Source organism: Streptomyces sp. NPDC091282 (genome assembly GCF_044757385.1).
Taxonomy (GTDB): domain Bacteria; phylum Actinomycetota; class Actinomycetes; order Streptomycetales; family Streptomycetaceae; genus Streptomyces; species Streptomyces gramineus.
In genome coordinates this window covers 938,749-962,108 of record NZ_JBIVUX010000002.1, presented here as the reverse complement: position 1 = coordinate 962,108, position 23,360 = coordinate 938,749, and the positions used below count along the sequence as shown (strand labels likewise).

Genomic DNA, 23,360 nt, shown 5'->3' with positions numbered 1-23,360 from the left:
GGCCTTGCATCAGCTAATTCAAAGCGCGCGTGCATGAATGGAATGGGTTCCCTCCGCTACGGCAACAACCCCGTCCGACGAGCCGCCGACACCGCCTCCCCCCGCGTGTGCGCGCCCAGTTTCCGCATCGCCGAGCGCAGGTACCCCTTGACCGTCTCCGGCCGCAGTCCCAGCCGTTCGGCCACCGCCGCGTTGGTGGCGCCGGCCGCCACCCAGGCCAGCACATCCAGCTCCCTGGGCGCCAGCGCCTTTGCGGCCGCGGGTGCCGGGGCGGTCAGCAGCCCGCAGGCCGCGAGGAGTTCGGAACGCAGCGCGGGATCGGAGATGCGCGGCGCGAGGGCCCGCAGCGCGGCATGCGCCTCCCGCACCTGCTCCCAGGCGGCCCCCGCGTCCGGCACGGCCGCGGGCTCCGGCCGCGCCGCCGCCAGCAGGCCGACCGCCTCGTCCCGTACCACCAGGGCCTGTTCGACGTCGCGCGCCGCCGCCACCGCCGCGCCCAGCGTGCGGTCGCCCAGCGGCTCCGCGGTGCGCAGCGCGCCGTACAGCACGCCCCGCACCCGGCGCCGTACCACCACCGGCACCGCCAGGACCGAACGGATGCCCTCCGCCGCCACCGGGACGTCGTACTCGTGGCTGATCCGCCGGGAGACCGAGTAGTCGGTGACCGCGCACGGGCGGGCCAGCAGGACGGCCCGGCCGCCCAGTCCGTTGCCGGAGCTGACCGCCAGGGAGCGCAGCGCCGCCGTGTGGGTGCCGGTCAGCTCGCTGATCCGGACCTGCGGCCGGTCGGCGTCGACCAGTCCGCCGAAGGCGATCGGAAGCCCGGTGGCGCGCCGGAGCCTGGCCAGCGCACCGCGTATCTCCACCGCCCCGGCGACCTCTGCTGCCACCTGTCCTGCCCCTTCGACCCCGGCCCCGTGCTGTTCACACCCCCGTACGGGGGTAGTGAGACCTGCATCACGGATTACACGATGCCAGAGAGCCGCCCGGCAATGGTCCGGTACCGAAGGAGACGCGAATGACGAGTGCGACGGAGGACTTCCGCAGGGCACGGGACTTCCTGCTGGAACACCGTACGGACTACGCCGCCGCCTGCGAGGGCTTCGTGTGGCCGCGTCCCGACCACTTCAACTGGGCGCTCGACTGGTTCGACGTCATCGCCGAGGGCAACGACCGCACCGCCCTGCACATCGTGGAGGAGGACGGCACCGAGACGAAGCTGTCCTTCGCCGAGCTGTCCGAGCGCTCCGACCGGGTCGCGGGCCACCTGCGGGCGCGCGGTGTCGAGCCGGAGGACCGCGTCCTGGTCATGCTCGGCAACCAGGCGGAGCTGTGGGAGACCGCGCTGGCCGCGATGAAGCTGCGCGCCGTCGTCATCCCGGCCACGCCGCTGCTCGGCCCCGCCGACCTGCGCGACCGCGTGGACCGGGGCCGGGTGAAGCACGTGATCGCGCGCGCCGAGGACGCCGTCAAGTTCGCGGAGGTGGCGGGGACGTACACCCGGATCGCGGTGGGCGGGCTCGCGGAGGGCTGGGAGGCGTACGAGGACGCGTACGCGGCGGACGCCGGGTTCGTGCCGGACGGGCCGACGCTCGCCGACGACCCGCTGATGCTCTACTTCACCTCCGGCACCACGGCCCGGCCCAAACTGGTCGAGCACACCCACACCTCGTACCCCATCGGCCATCTGGCGACCCTGTACTGGATCGGTCTCAAGCCCGGCGACGTGCACCTGAACATCTCCTCGCCGGGCTGGGCCAAGCACGCCTGGTCGAACCTGTTCGCGCCGTGGAACGCGGAGGCGACCGTCTTCATCCACAACTACAGCCGGTTCGACGCGAGCCGGCTGATGGCCGAGATGGACCGGCACGGGGTGACGTCCTTCTGCGCCCCGCCGACGGTGTGGCGGATGCTGATCCAGGCCGACCTGACCCAGCTGCGCACCCCGCCCCGCGAGGTGGTGGCGGCCGGCGAGCCGCTCAACCCCGAGGTGATCGAGCAGGTCCGGCGGGCCTGGAACGTCACCGTCCGGGACGGCTTCGGGCAGACCGAGACGGCCGTGCAGGTCTCCAACAGCCCCGGGCAGCCGCTGAAGACGGGCTCGATGGGCCGCCCGAGTCCCGGCTACCGCGTCGAACTGCTCGACCCCGTCTCGGGCGCGCCGGGCGCGGCGGAGGGCGAGATCGCCCTCGACCTTTCGGCGCGGCCGGTGGGCCTGATGACCGGCTACCACGGGGACGCGGACCGAACCGCGGAGGCGATGGCCGGCGGCTACTACCGCACCGGCGACATCGGCTCCCGGGACGAGGACGGCTACATCACCTACGTGGGCCGCGCGGACGACGTGTTCAAGGCGTCCGACTACAAGATCAGCCCGTTCGAGCTGGAGAGCGCGCTCCTGGAGCACGAGGCGGTGGCGGAGGCCGCCGTCGTCCCGGCACCGGACGAGGTGCGGCTGGCCGTGCCGAAGGCGTACATCGTGCTGGCGGCGGGCTGGGAGCCGGGCCCGGACACCGCGAAGACGCTGTTCGAGCACTCCCGGCAGGTCCTCGCGCCCTACAAGCGGGTCCGCAGGCTGGAGTTCGGCGCCCTGCCCAAGACCGTCTCCGGCAAGATCCGCCGGATCGAACTGCGCGAGGCAACGGCCGCCGGGACCACCGGCGAGTACCGCGAGGAGGACTTCCGGTGAGCACCTCCTACGCCCACGGCACGAGCGGGACCGCGCTGCTCGGCGACACCATCGGCGCCAACCTCGGCAGGGCCGTCGCCGCCTGGCCGGACCGCGAGGCCCTCGTCGACGTGCCGTCCGGACGACGCTGGACCTACCGCGAGTTCGGCGCCGACGTCGACGAACTGGCCGGCGCCCTGCTGGCGAGCGGGATCGCCAAGGGCGACCGGGTGGGCATCTGGGCGGTCAACTGCGCCGAGTGGATGCTGGTGCAGTACGCCACCGCCCGCATCGGCGCCGTCATGGTCAACATCAACCCGGCCTACCGCACCCACGAGGTCGAGTACGTCCTCAACCAGGCAGGGATCCGGCTGCTGTTCGCCTCGGTCAGCCACAAGGGCAGCGACTACCGGGCGATGGTGGAGGACGTGCGGGGCAACTGCCCCGAGCTGCGGGAGACCGTGTACATCGGGGACCCGGGCTGGGACGCGCTGCTGGCGCGGGGCGGATCGGGCCGGGCCGCCGAACTGGAGGCGCGCGCGGCGGAGCTGTCCTGCGACGACGCCATCAACATCCAGTACACCTCGGGCACCACCGGGTTCCCGAAGGGCGCCACGCTCTCCCACCACAACATCCTCAACAACGGATACTTCGTGGGGGAGTTGGTCTCCTACACCGAGCAGGACCGGATCTGCGTGCCGGTGCCCTTCTACCACTGCTTCGGCATGGTGATGGGCAACCTCGCGGCCACCTCGCACGGCGCCTGCATCGTGATCCCGGCCCCGTCCTTCGAGCCGAAGGCCACCCTGGAGGCGGTCCGCCAGGAGCGCTGCACCTCGCTGTACGGCGTCCCCACCATGTTCATCGCGGAGCTGAACCTCCCCGGGTTCGCCTCCTACGACCTGTCGTCGCTGCGCACCGGCATCATGGCGGGCTCGCCCTGCCCGGTCGAGGTGATGAAGCGGGTGGTCGCGGAGATGCACATGGCCGAGGTCTCCATCTGCTACGGCATGACCGAGACCAGCCCGGTGTCCCTGCAGACCCGTATCGACGACGACCTGGAGCACCGCACCGGCACGGTCGGCCGGGTCCTGCCGCACCTGGAGGTCAAGGTCGTCGACCCGGCGACCGGCGTCACCCGGCCCCGCGGCACGGCGGGCGAGCTGTGCACCCGCGGCTACAGCGTGATGCTCGGCTACTGGAACGAGCCCGACAAGACCGCCGAGGCCGTCGACCCCGGCCGCTGGATGCACACCGGCGACCTGGCGGTGATGCGCGACGACGGGTACGTCGAGATCGTCGGCCGGATCAAGGACATGATCATCCGTGGCGGCGAGAACATCTACCCGCGCGAGATCGAGGAGTTCCTCTACGCCCACCCCAAGGTCCGGGACGTCCAGGTCGTCGGGGTGCCGCACGAGCGCTACGGCGAGGAGGTCCTGGCCTGCGTCATCGCGCACGACCCGGCCGACCCGCCGACCCTGGAGGACCTGCGCGCCTTCTGCGCGGGCCGCCTCGCCCACTACAAGGCGCCCAGCCGCGTCCAGATCCTGGAGAGCTTCCCGATGACCGTGTCGGGCAAGGTGCGGAAGATCGAACTGAGGGAGCGGTACAGCGCCGTGTAGCGGCGGCGGGCCGTGCGCGCCTCACGGCCCCTCCCAGTCGCCCGCGGGCCCGTTGACCGGCTGCGGCGTGCCCGTGAGGTCCAGGACGAACAGCGGCACGCCCAGCGCGTCGGCCCGCTCGTGCGCCTCCTCGGTGTATCCCGCGAGGGAGAAGTAGGCGCAGGCCGCGTCCTCCGTCATCGCCGTCAGCCACAGGCACTCCACGTCCCGCAGCGAGGCCGGCCGCACGGTCGGGTCCACCTGCGCGACCAGGCCGCGGGCGGCGAGGCCCACGCCGGACGGCGGCCGGTGCCCGGCGCGGCGCACGTCCCGGTGGCCGAGCCAGCGCAGATAGAGCGCGGCGGCGGAGACCGCGTCCTGGGCGGTCCGGATGGTGACCGGCCGGAACGGCGGCCGGGGCTCGGGCACCGGCTCGGACCCGGGCCCGGAGCGGGGGCCCGCGACCGGGACCCGCAGCACCGCCCCGCAGGCGCAGCCCAGCTCCGGCTGCGGCCACTGGTCCAGGCGGCCGCAGGATCCGCAGCTCACCGTCACCCATTCCTCGTCCCAGGCGCGGTGCGCCACCGTCGCCGGCGCGGTGCCGCCGTCGAGGGACGGGGTGACCGGGGCGCCGCAGGCGCACGGGTAGGACGGCGCGACGTAGACGTGCTCGCGCCGGCAGGCCGGACAGCGCACCGGCACGCTCTCGGACATGGCCCCACCCACTGCGTCGCGACGGTTCGGCCGTCCCATGGTGCTCCCGTCGGGGCGCGGTTGTCCGTCCCTTGACGACGTTCGCCGGCCCACCTACATTGATTTCAGATAGTAGAAGTTAGTTTCCACAATGCGAAAGATGCTCACCGCGGGGCGCGACGGGAGCAGGCATCCGACAGCCGAAGCAGGAGTACTCCATGGCTCGAATGACCGCTGCCCGCGCGGCAGTTGAGATCCTCAAGCGCGAGGGCGTCAGCGCCGCGTTCGGGGTGCCGGGCGCGGCGATCAACCCGTTCTACGCGGCGCTCAAGGCCTCCGGAGGCATCAACCACACCCTCGCCCGCCACGTCGAGGGCGCCTCGCACATGGCCGAGGGGTACACCCGGACCAGCCCCGGCAACATCGGCGTCTGCATCGGCACTTCAGGACCGGCCGGCACCGACATGATCACCGGCCTGTACTCGGCCATCGGTGATTCCATCCCGATCCTGTGCATCACCGGCCAGGCCCCGACCGCGGTGATCCACAAGGAGGACTTCCAGGCCGTCGACATCGCCTCGATCGCCGCGCCGGTGACCAAGATGGCCGTCACCGTGCTGGAGGCGGCCCAGGTCCCCGGCGTCTTCCAGCAGGCCTTCCACCTGATGCGCTCCGGACGCCCCGGCCCGGTCCTGATCGACCTGCCGATCGACGTCCAGCTCACCGAGATCGAGTTCGACCCGGAGACCTACGCGCCGCTCCCGGTCTACAAGCCGGCCGCGACCCGCGCCCAGATCGACAAGGCGATCGGCCTGCTGAACGCGTCGCGGCGGCCGCTGATCGTCGCGGGCGGCGGAGTCATCAACGCCGACGCCGCCGACCTGCTCGTGGAGTTCGCCGAGCTGACCGGCGTCCCGGTCGTCCCGACCCTGATGGGCTGGGGCGTGCTCCCCGACGACCACGAGCTGAACGCCGGCATGGTGGGCCTGCAGACCTCGCACCGCTACGGCAACGCGACCTTCCTGGAGTCCGACTTCGTCCTCGGCATCGGCAACCGCTGGGCCAACCGCCACACCGGCAAGCTGGACGTCTACACCGCCGGGCGGACGTTCGTGCACGTCGACGTCGAGCCCACCCAGATCGGCAAGATCTTCGCCCCGGACTACGGCATCGCCTCCGACGCCAGGGCGGCGCTGGAACTCTTCGTGGCGGCGGCGCGCGAGGCGAAGGCGGCGGGCCGGCTCCCCGACCGGAGCGAATGGGCCGCCGCGGCCCAGGAGAAGAAGGCGACCCTCCAGCGCCGCACCCACTTCGACGACATCCCGATCAAGCCGCAGCGCGTCTACGAGGAGATGAACAAGGCGTTCGGACCGGAGACCCGGTACGTCTCCACGATCGGCCTCTCACAGATCGCCGGCGCCCAGATGCTGCACGTCTTCAAGCCGCGGCACTGGATCAACTGCGGTCAGGCGGGCCCGCTCGGCTGGACGATCCCGGCCGCCCTCGGCGTGGCCAAGGCCGACCCGGAGGCCTCCGTCGTCGCCCTCTCCGGCGACTACGACTTCCAGTTCATGCTGGAGGAGCTGGCGGTCGGCGCGCAGCACAAGATCCCGTACGTGCACGTCCTGGTCAACAACTCCTACCTGGGCCTGATCCGCCAGGCCCAGCGGGCGTTCGACATCGACTTCCAGGTCAACCTGGAGTTCGAGAACATCAACTCGCCCGAGCTGGGCGTCTACGGCGTCGACCACGTCAAGGTCGCCGAGGGCCTGGGCTGCAAGGCGATCCGGGTGACCGACCCCAGCGAGCTGGGCGCGGCCTTCGAGCAGGCCAAGAAGCTGGCCCAGGAGCACCAGGTGCCGGTGGTCGTCGAGGCGATCCTGGAGCGGGTCACCAACATCTCGATGTCCACGACCAACGACATCGGCAACGTCGTCGAGTTCGAGGAGATCGCCACCGAGCCCGGCCACGCCCCGACGTCCATCAGGACGCTGAAGGCCTGAGCCGCCGTACGGCACAGAGCGGGCGGTCCATCCACACGGATGGGCCGCCCGCTTCGCGCTGTGGGTGACACGGGGGCCGCCGCCCCCGTGCCGGCGGCCTCCGTGTGCAGTGAATATGCCCCATGACCGGTGCGGCCGAAGCATGCTGAACATGATTCAGAGCTGGATTTGAGGAACCGCCATCCGCTTTGCCGGGGTTCACGGGCTTTCGGGGTGCTCGGTCAGCCCCGGCCAGTCGTCAGGACCGCCGCCCTGCCATTCGATGAGGTCGCTCTCCTCGACCTCGATCCGGTCCAGGTCGGCCATCCGCAGGATCTCGACCACGTCGTCGAGATGCGAGGCGAGGCCCAGGGTCACGTCCCCCTCGGTGACCCGGCGGGAGCCGTCCAGGGCGGGAGCGTGCACGACGATATGGGGGAAGTCGGCCGGTGGGTGCGCAGTCATGCCTTCAGCGTGCTGCGGCCGCGGCCGATGCGCACGCCGAAGCGCCGGATCGCGGGACGCGGGCGGTTCCGCGTCCGGCGCTCCGGCGCTCGGCGGGTGTTCTCGTGTGGTGACCGTCCGACGGCGCGAGGCTGGGCGCGACAGGTCGTTCGCGCCGCCGGACGGGGTCCGTCACGGCGGGGACCGCGGCGGGTGCGACGGAGCCGGACCCCCTTCCCTCAGGTCGAGAAGAGCGTTCCGTTCCTTCACCACCGCACTGGCTCGCACTCCGCCGCGGTCCGTGCCACGCCCGCGCACCACCGTCCGGCCACCCCTCATCCGGGCCGTCCGGTCGTGCGCGGGCCGTCCGGGTCAGTCCTCGCGCAGGGCGTGGACCGCCTCCTCCACGCGCTTGCCGTACTCGGGGTCGGCGGCGTGGAAGTGGGCCAGGTTCTTCTCGATCACGTCGTCGCGGGAGACCTGCGAGAGGCCGCCGGCGATGTTCGCGACCAGACGCCGCTTCTCCTCCTCGGACATCAGCCGGTACAGCTCGCCCGCCTGGTGGAAGTCGTCGTCCTTGGTGTGCGCGGGGGCCTCGTGGGTGCCGGTGTGGCCGCTGACAGCCAGCGGCGCGGCCAGCGGACGGCCGGTCTCCACCGGGCCGTCGTACGAGTTCGGCTCGTAGTTCTTGGCGTGCCGGCCCTGCCCGTTGACGGCCATGAGCCCGTCCCGACCGTAGTTCCGCGCGGTCGTCGCCCGCGGGGCGTTGACGGCCAGCAGGGTGTGGTTGACGCCCAGCCGGTAGCGGTGTGCGTCCGCGTAGGCGAACAGGCGGCCCTGCAGCATCTTGTCCGGGGACGGGCCGATGCCCGGCACGAAGTTGTTCGGGGAGAACGCGGCCTGCTCGACCTCGGCGAAGACGTTGTCCGGGTTGCGGTCCAGCACCAGGCGGCCCACCCGCTGGAGCGGGTAGTCCCGGTGCGGCCACACCTTGGTCAGGTCGAACGGGTTGAAGCGGTAGTCCGCCGCCTCGGCCGCCGGCATGATCTGGACGTAGAGGGTCCAGGACGGGTTGACGCCCCGCTCGATGGCCTGGAGCAGGTCGGTCTGGTGCGAGTTGGGGTCCTTGCCCGCGAGTTCCGCCGCCTGCTCGGCGCTCAGGCTGCGCACGCCCTGGTTGGTCTTGAAGTGGTACTTGACGAAGAAGGCCGCGCCCTCGGCGTTCGTCCACTGGTAGGTGTGCGAGCCGTAGCCGTTCATGTGGCGGTACGACGCCGGGATGCCCCGGTCGCCCATCAGCCAGGTCACCTGGTGGGTGGCCTCGGGGGAGTGCGCCCAGAAGTCCCAGACGTTGTCCGGCTCCTGGCGGCCCGTGAACGGGTCCCGCTTCTGCGAGTGGATGAAGTCGGGGAACTTGACCGGGTCCTTGACGAAGAACACCGGGGTGTTGTTCCCGACGAGGTCGTAATTGCCCTCCGCCGTGTAGAACTTGACGGCGAAGCCGCGCGGGTCGCGGACGGCGTCGGCGCCGCCGAGGGAGTCGGCGACCGTCGAGAAGCGCAGGAAGACCTCGGTGCGCCTGCCGACGGTGCTCAGGAAGTCGGCGTGCGTGAAGCCGGTGACGTCGTCGGTCACCTCGAAGTAGCCGTACGCGCCGCTGCCACGGGCGTGCACCACGCGCTCCGGGATCCGCTCGCGGTTGAAGCGCGCGAGCTTCTCCAGGAGGTGCTGGTCCTGCAGAAGCAGAGGACCGCCGGCGCCGGCGGAGGCGGAGTTCTGGTTGTCGGCGACCGGGGCGCCGGACTCGGTGGTGAGCACGCGCTTCGACATCGTGGACCTTCCGTGCGAGTGTCAGCGGAAATTCATTTCCGCTTCGTGGAGCCTAGGAGCGGGTCGGCTGGGGCGTCAACAGTTTGTTGAAGTGGTTTCCGGGCGGTGCCGGCGCCTGGGCGCGACAGGACAGGTGTCAGCGACGGCACCGCCCGGAAGTCATGGGGTGCCGGTCAGACCTGGGCGCCGGAGAGGCGCTCCACGGCGCGCAGCAGCGCGGAGTGGTCCAGGCCGCCGTCGCCCTGGGCGCGCAGGGAGGCGACCAGCTGGGCCACCACGGCTCCGACCGGCAGGGCCGCGCCGACGTTGCGGGCCGCGTCGGTGACGATGCCCATGTCCTTGTGGTGCAGGTCGATCCGGAAGCCGGGCCGGAAGTCGCGGCTGAGGAAGTTGTCCTTCTTCCGCGTCAGTACGGTGGAGCCGGCCAGGCCGCCGCCCAGAACGTCCAGCGCCGCCGCCAGGTCGACGCCGGACTTCTCCAGGAAGACCACGGCCTCGGCGCACGCCTGGATGTTCACGGCGACGATCAGCTGGTTGGCGGCCTTCACGGTCTGGCCGGAGCCGTGCGGACCGCACAGCACGATGGTCCGGCCCAGCGCCTCGAAGATCGGCTTCGCGGTGTCGAAGTCGGCCTGCTCGCCGCCGACCATGATGGACAGCACGGCCTCGACGGCACCGGCCTCGCCGCCGGACACCGGCGCGTCCAGGACCCGGATGCCCTTGTCGCGGGCCGCCTCGGCCAGGTCGACGGAGGTCTGCGGGGTGATGGACGACATGTCGATCAGGAGGGCGCCGGACCTCGCGTTCTCCAGGATGCCGTCGGGGCCGTAGGCGATGGCCTCGACCTGCGGCGACGCCGGGACCATCGTGATGATCACGTCGGCGTCGCGCACGGCTTCGGCGATGGAGGGCGCGGCCGTGCCGCCGGCGGCCGCCAGCCGGTCCAGCTTCTCCTTCTCCAGGGTGAAGCCGGTGACGTCGTAACCCGCCTTGACCAGGTTCTCGGACATGGGCGAGCCCATGATGCCGAGGCCGATCCAGGCGATCGCCGGGCGGGAGGAGGCCGGGGAGGGGGTGCTCATGATGGGAATGCCTTTCTCAACTGCGCTGCGAAGTCGGGGGATTCAGCGGGCGGCGCGCGCCTCGCGCGGGAGCCAGTCGAAGGCCTCGGCGCTCGGGCGGTCGCCCGGCTTGTACTCCAGGCCCACCCAGCCGTCGTAACCGGCCTTCGCCAGCAGGCCGAGCAGCTCCGGCAGCGGGAGCGAACCCGTGCCCGGGGCGCCGCGGCCGGGGTTGTCGGCGATCTGCACATGGCCGGTCCTTGCGGTGTACCTCTCGATCACCGACGGCAGGTCCTCGCCGTTCATGGACAGGTGGTAGAGGTCCATGAGGAAGCGCGTGTTGCCGAGTCCGGTGGCCTCGTTGACCTTGTCGACGACCGCGACGCCGGCCTCCGCGCTCACCAGCGGGTACCGCGGCGACTCGGGCCGGTTGAGGGTCTCGATCAGGAGCACCGCGCCGATCCGGTCGGCGGCGCGGGCCGCGAGGACCAGGTTCTCCAGGGCCAGCGCGTCCTGCTCGGCCGGGTCCACGCCGTCCACGCGGTTGCCGTACAGCGCGTTGAGGGCCGTGCAGCCGAGGGACTGCGCGAACTCGGCCGCCACCTCGACGTTGGCGCGGAACCTCTCCGACTCGGCGCCCGGGACCGACAGGGCGCCCCGGTCGGGGCCCGGCAGCTGTCCGGCGTAGAAGTTCAGGCCCGTCAGCCGTACGCCCGCGTCCTCGATCGCGCTCTTCAGCGCGTCCAGCTCGGAGCGCTCGGGGGTGGGGGAGTCGACCCAGGGCCACCAGAGCTCGACCGCGCCGAAGCCGGCCGCGGCGGCGGCCGCGGGGCGCTCCAGGAGCGGGAGTTCCGTGAAGAGGATCGACAGGTTGACGTTGAAGCGCTGCTCTGCGGCCGCGCTCGATTCGAAACCTGGCATCGGGGCCGGCGCTCCCTTCCGTTGTTCTATGTTTCCGTATTGCGGAAGTTGATTTCTGCTTAATGGAAGACTGCCTGTGACCGGGGAGACCTGTCAAGAGCGCCCGCGCAAAACCCGCGCCCTACCCTGAAGACATGGCACGGTCCAACGACGAGGTCGCCGCGCTGCTCCAGGAGTACGCGGACCTGATCTCCATCACCGGCGGCGACGCCTTCAGGGCGCGGGTCTACGAGAAGGCCGCCCGCGCGGTCGGCGGACACCACGCCGACGTCGCCACGCTCGGCCTCAAGGGGCTCCAGGAGATCCCGAACGTCGGGAAGTCGATCGCCCAGAAGGTGCGGGAGTACGTCGACAGCGGCACCGTCCTGGCCGTCGAGGAGCTGCGGGCCAGGATCCCCGACGGGGTGCGGCGGCTGACCGCCATCCCCACCCTCGGCCCGAAGAAGGCCCTCGCGGTCTACGAGGAGCTGGGCATCTCCTCGGTCGAGGAACTCGCCGACGCCATCCACCAGGAGCGGCTGCGCGACCTCAAGGGCTTCGGGCCCAGGACCGAGGAGAACATCCTGCACGGCATCGAGCTGCTCCGGGCGTCCGGCGGCCGGGTGCGGATCGACGTCGCCACGGAGCTGGCGGAGAGCATCGTGGCGGCACTGTCCGCGGTGGACGGCTGCGAGAAGTGCGCCTACGCCGGATCACTGCGCCGCTGCCGCGAGACGATCGGCGACATCGACATCCTGGTCGCGGCCGAGGAGTCGGCGCCGGTCATGCGGGCGTTCACCGCGCTGCCGTACGTCACCGAGATCATCGGGCAGGGCGCGACCAAGACCTCGGTGCGCACCTCCAAGGGGCTCGACGTGGACCTGCGGGTCGTGCCGCCGGACTCCTGGGGCGCCGCCCTCCAGTACTTCACCGGCTCCAAGGCCCACAACATCCGCACCCGGGAGCGGGCCGTGCACCAGGGGCTCAAGCTCTCCGAGTACGGCCTCTTCGACGTCGAGACCGGCGAGAAGATCGTCTCCGGGACCGAGGAGGAGGTGTACGGGCGCCTCGGCCTGCCCTGGATCCCGCCGCCGCTGCGCGAGGACCGCGGCGAGATCGAGGCGGGGCTGCGCGGCGAACTGCCGGACCTGGTCACCGAGGCCGACCTCCGCGGCGACCTGCACACCCACACCGACCTCACCGACGGGCTCGCCCCGCTGGAGGAGATGGCGGCCGCGGCGGCCCGGCGCGGCTACGCGTACTACGCGATCACCGACCACGCGCCCGACCTGACCATGCAGCGGATGACCGACGAGCGGATGCTGGCCCAGCGGGAGCGGGTGCGCGAGCTGGACGGCACCTTCCCCACCAAGGGCAGGCGCGGCGGGCTGCGGCTGCTGCACGGCACCGAGCTGAACATCGGCCCCGAGGGCGGGGTGGACTGGCCGGACGACTTCCTCGCCGGGTTCGACCTGTGCGTGGCCTCGGTCCACTCGCACTTCAACCAGAGCCGCGACGCCCTGACCCGCCGCCTCGTGCGGGCCTGCGAGAACCCGCACGTGCACATCATCGGACACCCCACCACCCGCCTCATCGGCAAGCGGCCCGGCATCGACGCGGACCTCGACGCGGTCTTCGCCGCCTGCGCCCGCACCGGCACGGCCCTGGAGATCAACGCCCATCCGCACCGCCTGGACCTGCGAGACGAGGACATCCTGCGGGCCCGGCGGTACGGCGTGAAGTTCGCCGTGAACAGCGACGCCCACGCCGTCCCGCAGCTGGACGTGATGCGCTACGGCATCGGCACCGCCCAGCGCGGCTGGCTCACCGGGGACGACGTGATCAACACCTGGCCGGAGCGCCGGCTGCGGAGCTTCCTGCGGGGGCGCGGCTGAGCCGCGCGGACGCCGGGATCAGTCGAAGACGATGACCTGGCGTCCGACCACGTCACCGCGGCCGAGGGCCTCCAGGTTCTCGTTGATGTCGTCGAGTCCGACCTCGGTGACGTTGTGCGTGACGAGCCCGGCCTCGGCGAGGGACAGCACCTCGACGAGGTCCAGGTGGTTGCCCCAGAAGGAGCCGAGATACGACAACTCCGTGCCGACGAAGGGGAACTGACGGTGCTCGACGCGGTCGCTCATCAGGCCGACGGCTGCCAGCGCACCCTCGGGGCCCAGCAGGTCGAACCCCATGGACACGGACGCCTCGCTGCCGACGCAGTCCAGGATGGCGTGCACCGTGCGCCGCCCTGTCAGGCTCTCCAGCTCGTCCTGGACGGCCTCGACGGACTTGTCCCTGACGTTGATCCCGTAGTCCGCGCCGTTCTCCCTGGCCACGTCCAGCTTGCCGTCGCTGCGCGCGAAGGCCACCACCGTCGCGCCGCCGCCCAGCAGCTTCGCGTACTGGATCGCGTAACTGCCCAGGCCGCCGATGCCGGTGACCGCGACCGTGCGGCCCGGCCCCAGCTTCCCCGCGTCCCGGAGCTTCTTCATCCCGCGGTACGGGGTCATGCCCGCGTCGGTCATCGGGGCGAGGAGCTGCGGGAACTTCGCGGCGTCCTCCGAGACCGGGATCGCGTGCCGGCACTCCACCGCCATGTACTCGGCGAAGCCGCCGGGCGGGCCGAACCCCACCCACCGGCCGTTGCCGCTGCACAGGTTCTCGTTGCCCTCGCGGCACTGCCGGCAGGTGCCGTCGCCCCAGCTGGGGTTGACGACGACCATGTCGCCTTCCGAGTAGCCCACCGACTTCGGTACCGCGCTGCCCAGCCCCGCCACCCGGCCCGTCACCTCGTGGCCGGGGATGTAGGGGAGGTCCACGGGGAACGGGCCCTCGAAATAGCCGTCGAGAAGCTGGTAGTCGCTCCGGCACATGCCGGTCGCGGCGACTTTCAGCAGGATCTCGTCCGGCCCCGGATCGGGCACCGGGACCTCGTCGATGCTCAGCGGTTGCCGGTATCCGTGCATACGGGCTGCGCGCATCTGCATGAGGCGGCCTCGCTTTCGTACAGACGTGTCCCACAAGTCTGGACGGCCTGTACAGAACGGGCAACTCAGGTCAGAAGGGGGCCCGTACGCGGTGCGGCGGGGCGACCGGGTGGTGCATGATCGAAGGTCCGGAGAGTGACGAGGGCCCGAAGGGCGGGGAGGGCTCGTCGCCCACGTGTGCGCAACCATCCGGCCTCTGCGAGGGATTGCCATGATCAAGCCCTACGGTCCGTACGATTTCATGCCGGAGATCAGCACCTTCTCGGTGACCTCGGAGTCCCTCGCCGACGGCGGCCGGCTGGCCCGCGAACAGGTGAGCGGCATCCTGGGAGCGGGCGGGATGGACGTCTCGCCGCAGCTGAGCTGGTCCGGGTTCCCCGAGGAGACGCGGAGTTTCACGGTCGCGATGTTCGACCCCGACGTGCCGACCGCCTCCGGTTTCTGGCACTGGGCGGTGGCCGACCTGCCGGCCTCCGTGACCGAGCTGCCGGCCGGGGCCGGAGACGGCCGGGACCTGCCCGGCCCCGCGAAGACGCTGGCCAACGACGCCGGCCACCGCAGGTACCTCGGCCCGGCGACACCGCCGGGCAACGGCCCGGACCGCTACTTCCTCGTGGTCCACGCCGTCGGCGTCGACGAACTCGGGGTGTCCGCGTCCTCGACCCCGGCCGCCATGGACTTCCTGCTGTTCAGCCACGCGGTCGCGAGGGCGACGATGTACGGCACGTTCGAGCGGGACTGAGGCCGGCCGGCGGCGCGCGGGGCCGGGCGCGGGGGTGTCCGGGTCGGCTAGGGTCGCCTCGTGGCGGGCGCAGCGGCTCCGTCGTGGTGGAACTGACGGGGCAGGGGTCCGTCGCCGCTGTGCGGCGGTCGGTCGAAGCGCGGGTCAGGCACGTTTTCTGGGGGCACAATGCGATTGAGAGTGGAGTTCACGACCGAGCCCTTCGACCTGGACGAGGCACCCGCACACGCGCTGGTCGCCCGCGAGGTCGTCGAGGGTGCCCGGCTGGACGCGGTGGACGTCGGGCCGTTCGGCAACACGGCCGAGGGCGGCGCCGACGCCGTGCTCACCGCCGTCGACGCGCTGCTGCGCAGGACCCTGGAGGCCGGGGCCACCCGGATCTCGCTCCAGGTCAACGTGGTGGGGGAGGACGGCGACCAGTGACCACGAACGCGGACGAGCCGTTCATCACGGCCGTGAAGCCGCTGGTCGACGCCATGGGCGGGGAGATGCTCCCGCCCGACGAGGCCGGTGCCGACGACGTCGTGCTGGCCTGGGAGGGCGTCGACGTGGTCGCGGTACGGCTGCCCCAGCTCGCCGACTCGCTCGACCACATCCTGGCCGCGATGGAGCGCAAGCGGGGCGAGCCGCTGGCCGACCTGGACCGCAAGGCGAAGCAGGAGGTCGTGCGCATACTGGAGGCGCGGGGTGCCTTCTCCGTACGGCACGGTGTGGAGACCGTCGCGGGCGCGCTGGGCGTCAGCCGCTTCACGGTCTACAACTACCTCAACCGCGACAAGGAGAGCTGAACGGCACGTGCCAGGAGTCTCCGTGGCGGCCCCGAGGCGTTGTTACGCGGAATTTTCAACAAAGTGTTGACGCCGGGTTCCGGAGGGCGTTAGCTAACGGCAGCCCGTTCAGCACGAAGGCCGCCCACGGCCACGGAGGCTCCCGTGACGTCGACTTCCACGCCCCCGGGTCTGGCCCGGTTCAACGACCTGGAGGAGCACACGGCACTCGCCGCCCTCCACGAGGCGTGTGCCTCCACCGCATGGGCCCGGCGACTGCTCGCCGCCCGCCCCTACGCCTCCACCGAGGACCTGTACTCCGCCAGTGACGCGGCCATGGCCGAGCTGGGCACCGCCGACCTGGCGGAGGCCATGGCCGGTCACCCGCCGATCGGCCGCCCCAAGCCCGGCGACCCGACCTCGGCCCGCGAACAGTCCGGCATGGCCGGCGCCGCCGAAGCGCTCAAGGCGGAGATGCTCGAACTCAACCTGGCGTACCAGGACAGGTTCGGCCACGTCTTCCTGATCTGCGCCACCGGCCGCACCGCCGAGGAGATGCGGGACGCGGTCAAGGAGCGGATCGGCAACGCGCCCGAGCAGGAGCGCGAGATCGTCCGCACCGAACTGGGCAGGATCAACCGCATCCGGCTCGCCCGACTCGTCGCAGAGGACGCCTGACACCATGAGCACCAGCACCACCGCCTCCGTGTCCACCCACATCCTGGACACCTCGCTCGGCCGGCCCGCCGAGGGCGTCGCCGTCCGGCTGTCCGCCCGCCGGGACCGCGCCGCCGACTGGCGGGAGCTCGGCGGCGGCGCGACCGACGCGGACGGCCGGTGCAAGGACCTGCCGGCGCTGCCGGAGGGGACCACCCACGTACGGCTCGACTTCGCCGTGGAGCCGTATTTCGAGAAGAAGCAAGCCGATGCGCAGCAGGACGCCCCCGCGAATCGGGACAGCGGTGCGTTCTTCCCAGAGGTAGCGATCACCTTCGCCGTCAAGCCCGGCGAGCACTACCACGTACCGCTGCTGCTCAACCCGTTCGGCTACTCCGTTTACCGAGGGAGCTAGCTACATGCCCACCATCCTGGGACAGAACCAGTACGGCAAGGCCGAGAACCGGGTCGTAAAGATCACGCGGGACGGTGCCACCCACCACATCAAGGACCTGAACGTGTCGGTGTCGCTCTCCGGCGACATGGACGAGGTCCACTACTCCGGCTCCAACGCCAACGTCCTGCCGACCGACACCACCAAGAACACGGTGTACGCGTTCGCCAAGGAGTACGGCATCGAGTCGGCCGAGCAGTTCGGCATCCACCTGGCCCGGCACTTCGTGACCAGCCAGGAGCCGATCCAGACGGCCCGGATCCGGATCGAGGAGTACGCCTGGGAGCGCATCGAGGCCTCCGACGCCAACTCCAGGTTCATCGGCGCCGACGAGGTCAAGCACTCGTTCGTCAGGAAGGGCCAGGAGACCCGGCTCACCCAGATCACCTACGACGGCCGGTCGTGGGAGGTCGTCTCGGGCCTCAAGGACCTGGTCGTGATGAACTCCACCAACTCCGAGTTCTGGGGCTTCGTCAAGGACAAGTACACGACCCTGCCCGAGGCCTACGACCGCATCCTCGCCACCCAGGTCGCCGCCCGCTGGCGGTTCAACTGGACCGACGACGAGCAGAAGATGCCGCACTGGGAGAAGTCCTACGAGCAGACCAGGAAGCACATGCTCCAGGCCTTCGCCGAGACCTACTCCCTCTCGCTCCAGCAGACGCTGTACCAGATGGGCTCGCGCATCATCAACAACCGCGGTGAGATCGACGAGGTCCGCTTCTCGCTGCCCAACAAGCACCACTTCCTCGTCGACCTGGAACCGTTCGGCCTCAAGAACGACAACGAGGTCTACTACGCCGCCGACCGGCCCTACGGCCTGATCGAGGCGACCGTGCTGCGGGACGGCTGCACGGCGAAGATCCCGGTGGACCTCACCAACCTCTGACCGACCCCCCCTTCTCGGCACCCGCGGCCGGCGACGCCCTGCGTTCCGGCCGCGGCACTCAAATCCCCAGGGTCCTGCCGTGCCCTCACCACCAGTCCACTGAGCGAAAAGGACGAATCATGGCAGCAGACCGGCGCATCGTCATCGAGAACTGTTCGATCGCGACCGTCGACGCCCAGGACACCGAGTACGCGAGCGGGTACGTCGTCATCGCCGGCAACCGCATCGAGTCGCTCGGCGCGGGCAGGGCCCCCGAGGATCTGGAGAACGTCGAACGCCGGATCGACGCCACCGGCCACCTGGTGACGCCCGGCCTGGTCAACACCCACCACCACTACTACCAGTGGATCACCCGGGGCCTGGCCACCGACCACAACCTCTTCAACTGGCTGGTCGCGCTGTACCCGACCTGGGCGCGCATCGACGAGCCGATGGTGTACGCGGCCGCCCAGGGCTCGCTCGCGATGATGGCCCGCGGCGGTGTCACCACCGCGATGGACCACCACTACGTCTACCCGCAGGGCTCCGGCGACCTCTCCGGCGCGATCATCCGGGCCGCCCGCGAGACGGGCGTCCGCTTCACCCTCGCCCGCGGCTCCATGGACCGCAGCGAGAAGGACGGCGGCCTGCCCCCGGACTTCGCCGTCGAGACCCTCGAAGGCGCCCTCACCGCCACCGAGGCGACCGTCAGGGAACACCACGACGCCTCCTTCGACGCCATGACCCAGGTGGCCGTCGCACCCTGCTCGCCCTTCTCCGTCTCCACCGAACTCCTGCGCCAGGGCGCCGAACTGGCCCGCCGACTCGGCGTACGGCTGCACACCCACGGCTCGGAGACCGTCGAGGAGGAGCAGTTCTGCAAGGAACTGTTCGGGATGGGCCCGACCGACTACTTCGAGTCCACCGGCTGGCTCGGCGAGGACGTGTGGATGGCGCACTGCGTCCACATGAACGACTCCGACATCGCCGCCTTCGCCCGCACCAAGACCGGTGTCGCCCACTGCCCGTCGTCCAACGCCCGCCTCGCGGCCGGCATCGCCCGCGTCCCGGACATGCTCGCCGCCGGCGTCCCGGTCGGCCTCGGCGTCGACGGCACCGCGTCCAACGAGTCCGGCGAACTCCACACCGAGCTGCGCAACGCGCTGCTGATCAACCGCCTCGGCGCGCACCGGGAGGCCGCCCTGAACGCCCGCCAGGCACTGCGCCTGGGCACCCACGGCGGCGCCCAGGTCCTCGGCCGGGCCGACCAGATCGGCTCGCTGGAACCCGGCAAGCTCGCCGACCTGGTGCTCTGGAAGCTGGACACCCTCGCACACGCCTCCATCGCGGACCCGGTCACCGCCCTCGTCCTCGGCGCGGCGGCCCCGGTCACCGCCTCCTTCGTGAACGGCCGTCAGATCGTCGAGGCGGGCCGCCTGCTGCACGTCGACGAGGACGCGATCGCGCGCTCCACCCGGGCCGAGGCCCGGCGCCTCGCCCAGCTCGCCCAGTAACACCCCGCCCCCGTACGGCACTTCAAGTACGGCATCCCAGCTCCGGTCAGGAGGGACGGCTCCTGACCGGCAGCCGTGGACCCCACCCGGGTCCATGGCGGCCGTCTCCCGGGCGTGTGCTTCCTCGCGCGCGCCCGGGAACGGTCACCCGTCCACGTCGGTCCCTCCCCCACGCTCGGCTCCGTCGAGCGGGAGGCCCCCCTCATGACCCACACGCACCTCCCTGAAACCCGCGTCAGAGCCGACGCGTACCCGACCGGAGGAGAGCCGCCGTGTCCTCGCACCCTGTCGACGAGAAACTCCCGCCCCTGAGAATGGCCACCACGGGCCTGCAGCACGTGGCCGCCATGTACGCCGGAGTCGTCGCCCCGCCCCTGATCGTCGGCGCGGCCATCGGCCTCACCGGCACCGACCTGACCTTCCTCACCGGCGCCTGCCTCTTCACCGCGGGCCTCGCCACCTTCCTGCAGACCCTCGGCATCTGGAAGATCGGTGCCCGGCTGCCCTTCGTCAACGGCGTCACCTTCGCCGGGGTCGCCCCGATGACCGCGATCGCCGCCTCCACCCACGACAAGTCCGACGCGCTGCCGGTCATCTTCGGCGCGGTGATCGTCGCCGGACTCCTCGGCTTCCTCGCCGCGCCCTTCTTCAGCAAGGCCGTCCGCTTCTTCCCGCCCGTCGTCACCGGCACGGTCATCACGCTGATCGGCGTCTCGCTGCTCCCGGTGGCCTTCGGCTGGGCGCAGGGCCCCGATGCGGCGGCGCACGACTACGGCGCCGCCAAGTACCTCGGCCTGGCCGGGGCGACCCTGCTCCTGGTGCTGCTGCTGCGCCGCTTCACCCGGGGCTTCGTCAAGCAGATCGCCGTGCTGATCGGCCTGGTCGCCGGCACGGTCCTCGCACTGCCCTTCGGCCTCACCGACTTCGGCCCGGTCGCGGACGCGGACGCCGTCGGCTTCCCGACCCCGTTCCACTTCGGCGCCCCGCAGTTCCACATCGCGGCGATCCTGTCCATGTGCGTGGTGATGGTGGTCTCGATGACCGAGTCGACCGCGGACATGCTCGCGCTGGGCGAGATCGTCGAACGCCCCGCGGACGAACGGACGATCGCGGCCGGGCTGCGCGCCGACACCCTGGGCTCGGCGATCAGCCCGCTCTTCAACGGGTTCATGTGCAGCGCCTTCGCCCAGAACATCGGCCTGGTGGCGATGACCCGGATCCGCAGCCGGTTCGTGGTCGCGGCCGGCGGCGGCTTCCTGGTGCTGATGGGCCTGTGCCCGGCGGCCGCCGCGCTGATCGCCGTCGTACCGCGACCGGTGCTCGGCGGCGCGGGCGTGGTGCTCTTCGGTTCGGTGGCGGCCAGCGGCATCCAGACCCTGGTCAGAGCCGGACTGGAACGGGACGAGAACGTGCTGATCGTGGCCGTGTCGCTGGCCGTCGGCATCGTCCCGATCACCGCGCCGGACTTCTACCACGCCTTCCCGGAGACCGCCCGGATCGTCCTGGACTCGGGCATCTCCACGGGCTGCGTGGCGGCCGTCCTGCTCAACCTGGTCTTCAACCACCTGGGCGGGCGGCGCACGCGGACGACGGCACCCGAAGCCCCCGAGACCCCGGGGGCGGTCCCGCTCGTCTCGCCGCAGTCGATCCCCTGACCGCCCACCCGTCCGGCGCCCGCTCGGCGTCCCGCGCGAAACGGCGCGGGACGCCGGGCGGGGTTATGTTCGTGGGGGTGCCACCGGGGCCGCCGGTGCCGGCGTCGGTGTTCCGGTCGTGACCGGCACGGCCTCCGGCCTCCGCAGTCGCCGCGGCACTCGCCTGGCAGGTTCATGGTGGGTGAGCACGGGGGAGACGCGAGGAGGCAGCCAGATGTCCCAGAGGAACGCCGGTACGAGCGTCCAGGTCGTCGACCCGGACACCTGCCGGGTCCGTGAGGTGCTCGACCGGGTCGCCGGCAAGTGGAGCGTGCAGATCCTGCTCGCGGCCTCGCGCGGTCCCATCCGGTTCACCGAGCTGGAGCGCGGGATCGAGGGCATCAGCCGCCGGATGCTGACCCTGACCCTGCGCAACCTGGAGCGCGACGGCCTGGTCACCCGCACCGTGCACCCGACCGTGCCGCCGAAGGTGGAGTACGGACTCACACCGGTCGCCCTCGAACTGCACGAGACGCTGCGGCGGCTCACCGACTGGGCGGAGCGCAACCGCGGTTACGTCGCGCGGGCGCGGGCCGCCTACGACGCCGAGCACCGGCCGGAACTGCTCGACGCCTGACCGGCGTCGCCGTCAGACCCGGCGCGGTGAGGCCAGCAGATGGCGGGTCCGGGTCCGGGGCTCCGTGTACTCGCCGGTCTGCCAGCCGGCCCGCTCCAGGGCGGCCGCGCAGGCCCGCAGCGGCTCGCCCGCCGGGGCGTACACGGCGACCGCCTCGGGCTGCGGGGTCGCCCGCACCCGGTACCCGGCCGTCGCCGGACCCTCCGGCGGCTGCCCGGACGCCTCCAGGGCCAGCGCGGCGGCCCGCACCAGGTGCGTACGCTCCCAGGCGCACGGCCGGTCCGTGGCACCGTCGCGGTTGGTCATCCGGCGCAGCTCCAGGAGCCCCTGCCAGGCGCTGTGCACCTCACGCGCGCGAGCGGGCCCGTCGACGGCGCTCTCCTCACCGCCGACCCGCGCGGCGAACACCCGGTCCTCCGCGGCCGGAGCCGCCGTCCCGGTCCGTTCCCGTTCCGGCGCGTCCCCGGCCCGCAGCCGGTGCCCCGCGGGCGTCAGGAAGTGGTCGTGCGGCGGCCGCGGATGCCGGAAGGCGAGCCCCAGCCGCACCAGCGCCGCCACCTGCGCCGGTGTGCCCCGCAGCCGCCCGCTGACCGGGTCGGCGGCGTCGATGACCCGCCGCTGCGCGGCGGAGGGCGGTCGGGTCACGGTGTGCTCCTCCTCGGTGTCGGTCCCCGCGGACGCGTCCCGGTCCGTCCTGTGAAGGCTACGACCGCGCACTGACACCCGACCGGCCGAACACCGCCGGCCCGCGTCAGCGGTCCGGCTCGCCCGGCCGGATGTTCCAGCCCGCGATCACCGGACGCCCGTGTTCGGTGCCGAGCCTGCACAGGGTGCCGGTCTCCAGCTGGAACAGGGCGCCGTCGGCGGGCGGCAGGCCGAGGCGCCGGGCGGTCAGGACGCGCAGGAAGTGGCCGTGGGCGACCAGCAGCACGCCGCCCTCCGCCCCGGCGAGGGCCGCCTCGACCTTGGCCAGCATCCGGTCGGCCCGCTCGCCGACCTCCTCCGGCGTCTCCCCGGGGTGCTCCGGCGGGCCTGGCGCGACCCCGTCGGTGAAGAGGAACCAGCCCGGCCGGGTGCGCTGGATCTCCGCGGTGGTCACGCCCTCGTAGCCGCCGTAGTCCCATTCCCGCAGGTCGGCGTCGACCGTGGCGTCGGGTGCGCCGATCAGCTCGGCGGTCCTGCGGGCCCGCTCGAGCGGGCTCACGAAGGCGGCTGCGAGGCGCTGCGAGCGGACCAGCGGGGCCAGCCCCCGTGCCTCCTGCCGCCCGCGCTCGGTGAGGGGCAGGTCGGTCCATCCGGTGTGCCGTCCGGACCGCGACCACTCGGTCTCACCGTGCCGGACGAGAAAGACATCAGCCATACGTCAGAGGCTATGAGCCCAGCGTTCCAGTTCGGCGAACTCACGCGCCCGCAGGCCGTGGCGCGCGTCGACCGGAAGGAGCAACGCGGGGCCGTCGTGGTGCTCGGCGACATGGCGGACGTCCAGATCGGTGACCATGTCGTCCACCCACACGAACGGCCGTCCCGCCGCCCAGGCCACCACGGTCCGCGTCTTCCAGTACAGCCCGTCCGGATCCTTCGCGAACAGCTCGGGCCACTCGATGACGGGCAGCTCGGGCAGCCCGACGGCCGGTCCGATCATCTCGTTGGCCTCGTGCATCCAGGTGGTGGCCCAGGCCAGCTGGTAGGGGAGCGCGAGCAGCCGTGCCCCGTGCCCCGGATGCAGCCGCACCCGCAGTCCGCGGCGGAGCCGGCGCGAGCCGGGCCGCTGGCGGGCGGCCCAGTTCGCCGGGCGCAGCCGGTGGGTCACGTAACCGCGGTGCCGCAGCAGCCGGGCCCGGAACGGGTTGAGGGGTCCGTCGACGTCGAGGAGGAGCAGCGGGCGCTGGGTCATGGGGAGGGGATACCCGCCTCGCCC

General features: G+C 71.7%; 23 protein-coding genes. 13 read left to right on the top strand and 10 right to left on the bottom strand.

The window, feature by feature from the left end; all coding sequences use genetic code 11:
- Positions 1-56 precede the first annotated feature (56 nt).
- Positions 57-890, bottom strand: coding sequence for a helix-turn-helix transcriptional regulator (locus ACIQOE_RS11385; RefSeq protein WP_351315650.1), 834 nt, complete (start codon positions 888-890; stop codon positions 57-59).
- A gap of 128 nt (positions 891-1,018) precedes the next feature.
- Between ACIQOE_RS11385 and ACIQOE_RS11380 the strand changes: the two genes are divergently transcribed.
- Complete coding sequence (locus ACIQOE_RS11380; protein ID WP_365561403.1) at positions 1,019-2,689, top strand: AMP-binding protein; 1,671 nt, start codon at positions 1,019-1,021, stop codon at positions 2,687-2,689.
- Complete coding sequence (locus tag ACIQOE_RS11375) at positions 2,686-4,293, top strand: AMP-binding protein (protein ID WP_351315644.1); 1,608 nt, start codon at positions 2,686-2,688, stop codon at positions 4,291-4,293. Before ACIQOE_RS11380 ends, ACIQOE_RS11375 begins: the two co-directional genes overlap by 4 nt.
- A 21-nt stretch (positions 4,294-4,314) precedes the next feature.
- Here ACIQOE_RS11375 and ACIQOE_RS11370 read toward each other — a convergent pair whose 3' ends face one another.
- On the bottom strand, positions 4,315-4,986 hold the full coding sequence (locus ACIQOE_RS11370) for a hypothetical protein (protein WP_399011263.1): 672 nt from the start codon (positions 4,984-4,986) through the stop codon (positions 4,315-4,317).
- Between the two features lie 197 nt (positions 4,987-5,183).
- On the opposite strand from ACIQOE_RS11370, the gene gcl reads away from it, so the two are divergent.
- Positions 5,184-6,968 (top strand): glyoxylate carboligase, encoded by a 1,785-nt coding sequence (gene gcl, locus ACIQOE_RS11365; RefSeq protein ID WP_362650272.1) that lies wholly within the window; start codon positions 5,184-5,186, stop codon positions 6,966-6,968.
- 198 nt (positions 6,969-7,166) lie between these two features.
- Here the strand turns inward: gcl and ACIQOE_RS11360 are convergent, their stop codons facing one another.
- The 4 genes from ACIQOE_RS11360 to ACIQOE_RS11345 form a co-directional block, all read right to left on the bottom strand.
- The gene (locus ACIQOE_RS11360) at positions 7,167-7,412 is read right to left on the bottom strand and encodes a hypothetical protein (RefSeq protein WP_399011265.1); all 246 of its coding nucleotides are present in this window, start codon (positions 7,410-7,412) and stop codon (positions 7,167-7,169) included.
- Between the two features lie 351 nt (positions 7,413-7,763).
- Positions 7,764-9,221 carry a catalase gene (locus ACIQOE_RS11355; protein WP_401411046.1) on the bottom strand — a complete coding sequence of 486 codons (1,458 nt, stop codon included), beginning with the start codon at positions 9,219-9,221 and terminating at the stop codon, positions 7,764-7,766.
- 173 nt (positions 9,222-9,394) lie between these two features.
- On the bottom strand, positions 9,395-10,303 hold the full coding sequence (locus ACIQOE_RS11350; protein ID WP_399011266.1) for a 2-hydroxy-3-oxopropionate reductase: 909 nt from the start codon (positions 10,301-10,303) through the stop codon (positions 9,395-9,397).
- Positions 10,304-10,345: 42 nt separating this feature from the next.
- Complete coding sequence (locus ACIQOE_RS11345; protein ID WP_351315627.1) at positions 10,346-11,203, bottom strand: TIM barrel protein; 858 nt, start codon at positions 11,201-11,203, stop codon at positions 10,346-10,348.
- Positions 11,204-11,337: 134 nt separating this feature from the next.
- Here ACIQOE_RS11345 and polX point away from each other — a divergent pair, with 134 nt between their 5' ends.
- Complete coding sequence (polX, locus tag ACIQOE_RS11340) at positions 11,338-13,077, top strand: DNA polymerase/3'-5' exonuclease PolX (RefSeq protein ID WP_365576880.1); 1,740 nt, start codon at positions 11,338-11,340, stop codon at positions 13,075-13,077.
- Between the two features lie 18 nt (positions 13,078-13,095).
- Here polX and ACIQOE_RS11335 read toward each other — a convergent pair whose 3' ends face one another.
- The gene (locus ACIQOE_RS11335) at positions 13,096-14,163 is read right to left on the bottom strand and encodes an NAD(P)-dependent alcohol dehydrogenase (protein ID WP_351315621.1); all 1,068 of its coding nucleotides are present in this window, start codon (positions 14,161-14,163) and stop codon (positions 13,096-13,098) included.
- Positions 14,164-14,380: 217 nt separating this feature from the next.
- Between ACIQOE_RS11335 and ACIQOE_RS11330 the strand changes: the two genes are divergently transcribed.
- The 9 genes from ACIQOE_RS11330 to ACIQOE_RS11290 all read left to right on the top strand — a co-directional run bounded on the left by ACIQOE_RS11330 (position 14,381) and on the right by ACIQOE_RS11290 (position 21,442).
- Positions 14,381-14,911, top strand: coding sequence for a YbhB/YbcL family Raf kinase inhibitor-like protein (locus ACIQOE_RS11330; RefSeq protein ID WP_351315619.1), 531 nt, complete (start codon positions 14,381-14,383; stop codon positions 14,909-14,911).
- A gap of 168 nt (positions 14,912-15,079) precedes the next feature.
- A complete protein-coding gene (locus ACIQOE_RS11325) occupies positions 15,080-15,334 on the top strand; it encodes a hypothetical protein (RefSeq protein WP_351315613.1) in 255 nt (84 codons plus the stop codon).
- Positions 15,331-15,699, top strand: coding sequence for a helix-turn-helix domain-containing protein (locus tag ACIQOE_RS11320; protein WP_351315610.1), 369 nt, complete (start codon positions 15,331-15,333; stop codon positions 15,697-15,699). The genes ACIQOE_RS11325 and ACIQOE_RS11320 overlap by 4 nt, the downstream gene beginning before the upstream one ends.
- A 144-nt stretch (positions 15,700-15,843) precedes the next feature.
- The gene (uraD, locus tag ACIQOE_RS11315; protein ID WP_351315607.1) at positions 15,844-16,356 is read left to right on the top strand and encodes a 2-oxo-4-hydroxy-4-carboxy-5-ureidoimidazoline decarboxylase; all 513 of its coding nucleotides are present in this window, start codon (positions 15,844-15,846) and stop codon (positions 16,354-16,356) included.
- A gap of 4 nt (positions 16,357-16,360) precedes the next feature.
- Positions 16,361-16,750: a hydroxyisourate hydrolase gene (uraH, locus tag ACIQOE_RS11310; protein WP_362650291.1), complete on the top strand. Its 390-nt coding sequence runs from the start codon at positions 16,361-16,363 to the stop codon at positions 16,748-16,750.
- Positions 16,751-16,754: 4 nt separating this feature from the next.
- Positions 16,755-17,678 carry a factor-independent urate hydroxylase gene (gene pucL / locus ACIQOE_RS11305; protein WP_351315601.1) on the top strand — a complete coding sequence of 308 codons (924 nt, stop codon included), beginning with the start codon at positions 16,755-16,757 and terminating at the stop codon, positions 17,676-17,678.
- A 119-nt stretch (positions 17,679-17,797) separates the two neighbouring features.
- Complete coding sequence (locus ACIQOE_RS11300) at positions 17,798-19,171, top strand: 8-oxoguanine deaminase (protein WP_351315597.1); 1,374 nt, start codon at positions 17,798-17,800, stop codon at positions 19,169-19,171.
- A gap of 272 nt (positions 19,172-19,443) precedes the next feature.
- Positions 19,444-20,826: a nucleobase:cation symporter-2 family protein gene (locus tag ACIQOE_RS11295; RefSeq protein ID WP_365576883.1), complete on the top strand. Its 1,383-nt coding sequence runs from the start codon at positions 19,444-19,446 to the stop codon at positions 20,824-20,826.
- Between the two features lie 214 nt (positions 20,827-21,040).
- Positions 21,041-21,442 carry a winged helix-turn-helix transcriptional regulator gene (locus ACIQOE_RS11290; RefSeq protein WP_401411040.1) on the top strand — a complete coding sequence of 134 codons (402 nt, stop codon included), beginning with the start codon at positions 21,041-21,043 and terminating at the stop codon, positions 21,440-21,442.
- A gap of 12 nt (positions 21,443-21,454) precedes the next feature.
- Here ACIQOE_RS11290 and ACIQOE_RS11285 read toward each other — a convergent pair whose 3' ends face one another.
- The 3 genes from ACIQOE_RS11285 to ACIQOE_RS11275 all read right to left on the bottom strand — a co-directional run bounded on the left by ACIQOE_RS11285 (position 21,455) and on the right by ACIQOE_RS11275 (position 23,336).
- Positions 21,455-22,087 carry a hypothetical protein gene (locus ACIQOE_RS11285; RefSeq protein ID WP_365576885.1) on the bottom strand — a complete coding sequence of 211 codons (633 nt, stop codon included), beginning with the start codon at positions 22,085-22,087 and terminating at the stop codon, positions 21,455-21,457.
- A gap of 106 nt (positions 22,088-22,193) precedes the next feature.
- The gene (locus ACIQOE_RS11280) at positions 22,194-22,802 is read right to left on the bottom strand and encodes a histidine phosphatase family protein (protein ID WP_365561436.1); all 609 of its coding nucleotides are present in this window, start codon (positions 22,800-22,802) and stop codon (positions 22,194-22,196) included.
- Positions 22,803-22,805: 3 nt separating this feature from the next.
- On the bottom strand, positions 22,806-23,336 hold the full coding sequence (locus tag ACIQOE_RS11275) for a hypothetical protein (protein WP_365561438.1): 531 nt from the start codon (positions 23,334-23,336) through the stop codon (positions 22,806-22,808).
- Positions 23,337-23,360 lie beyond the last annotated feature (24 nt).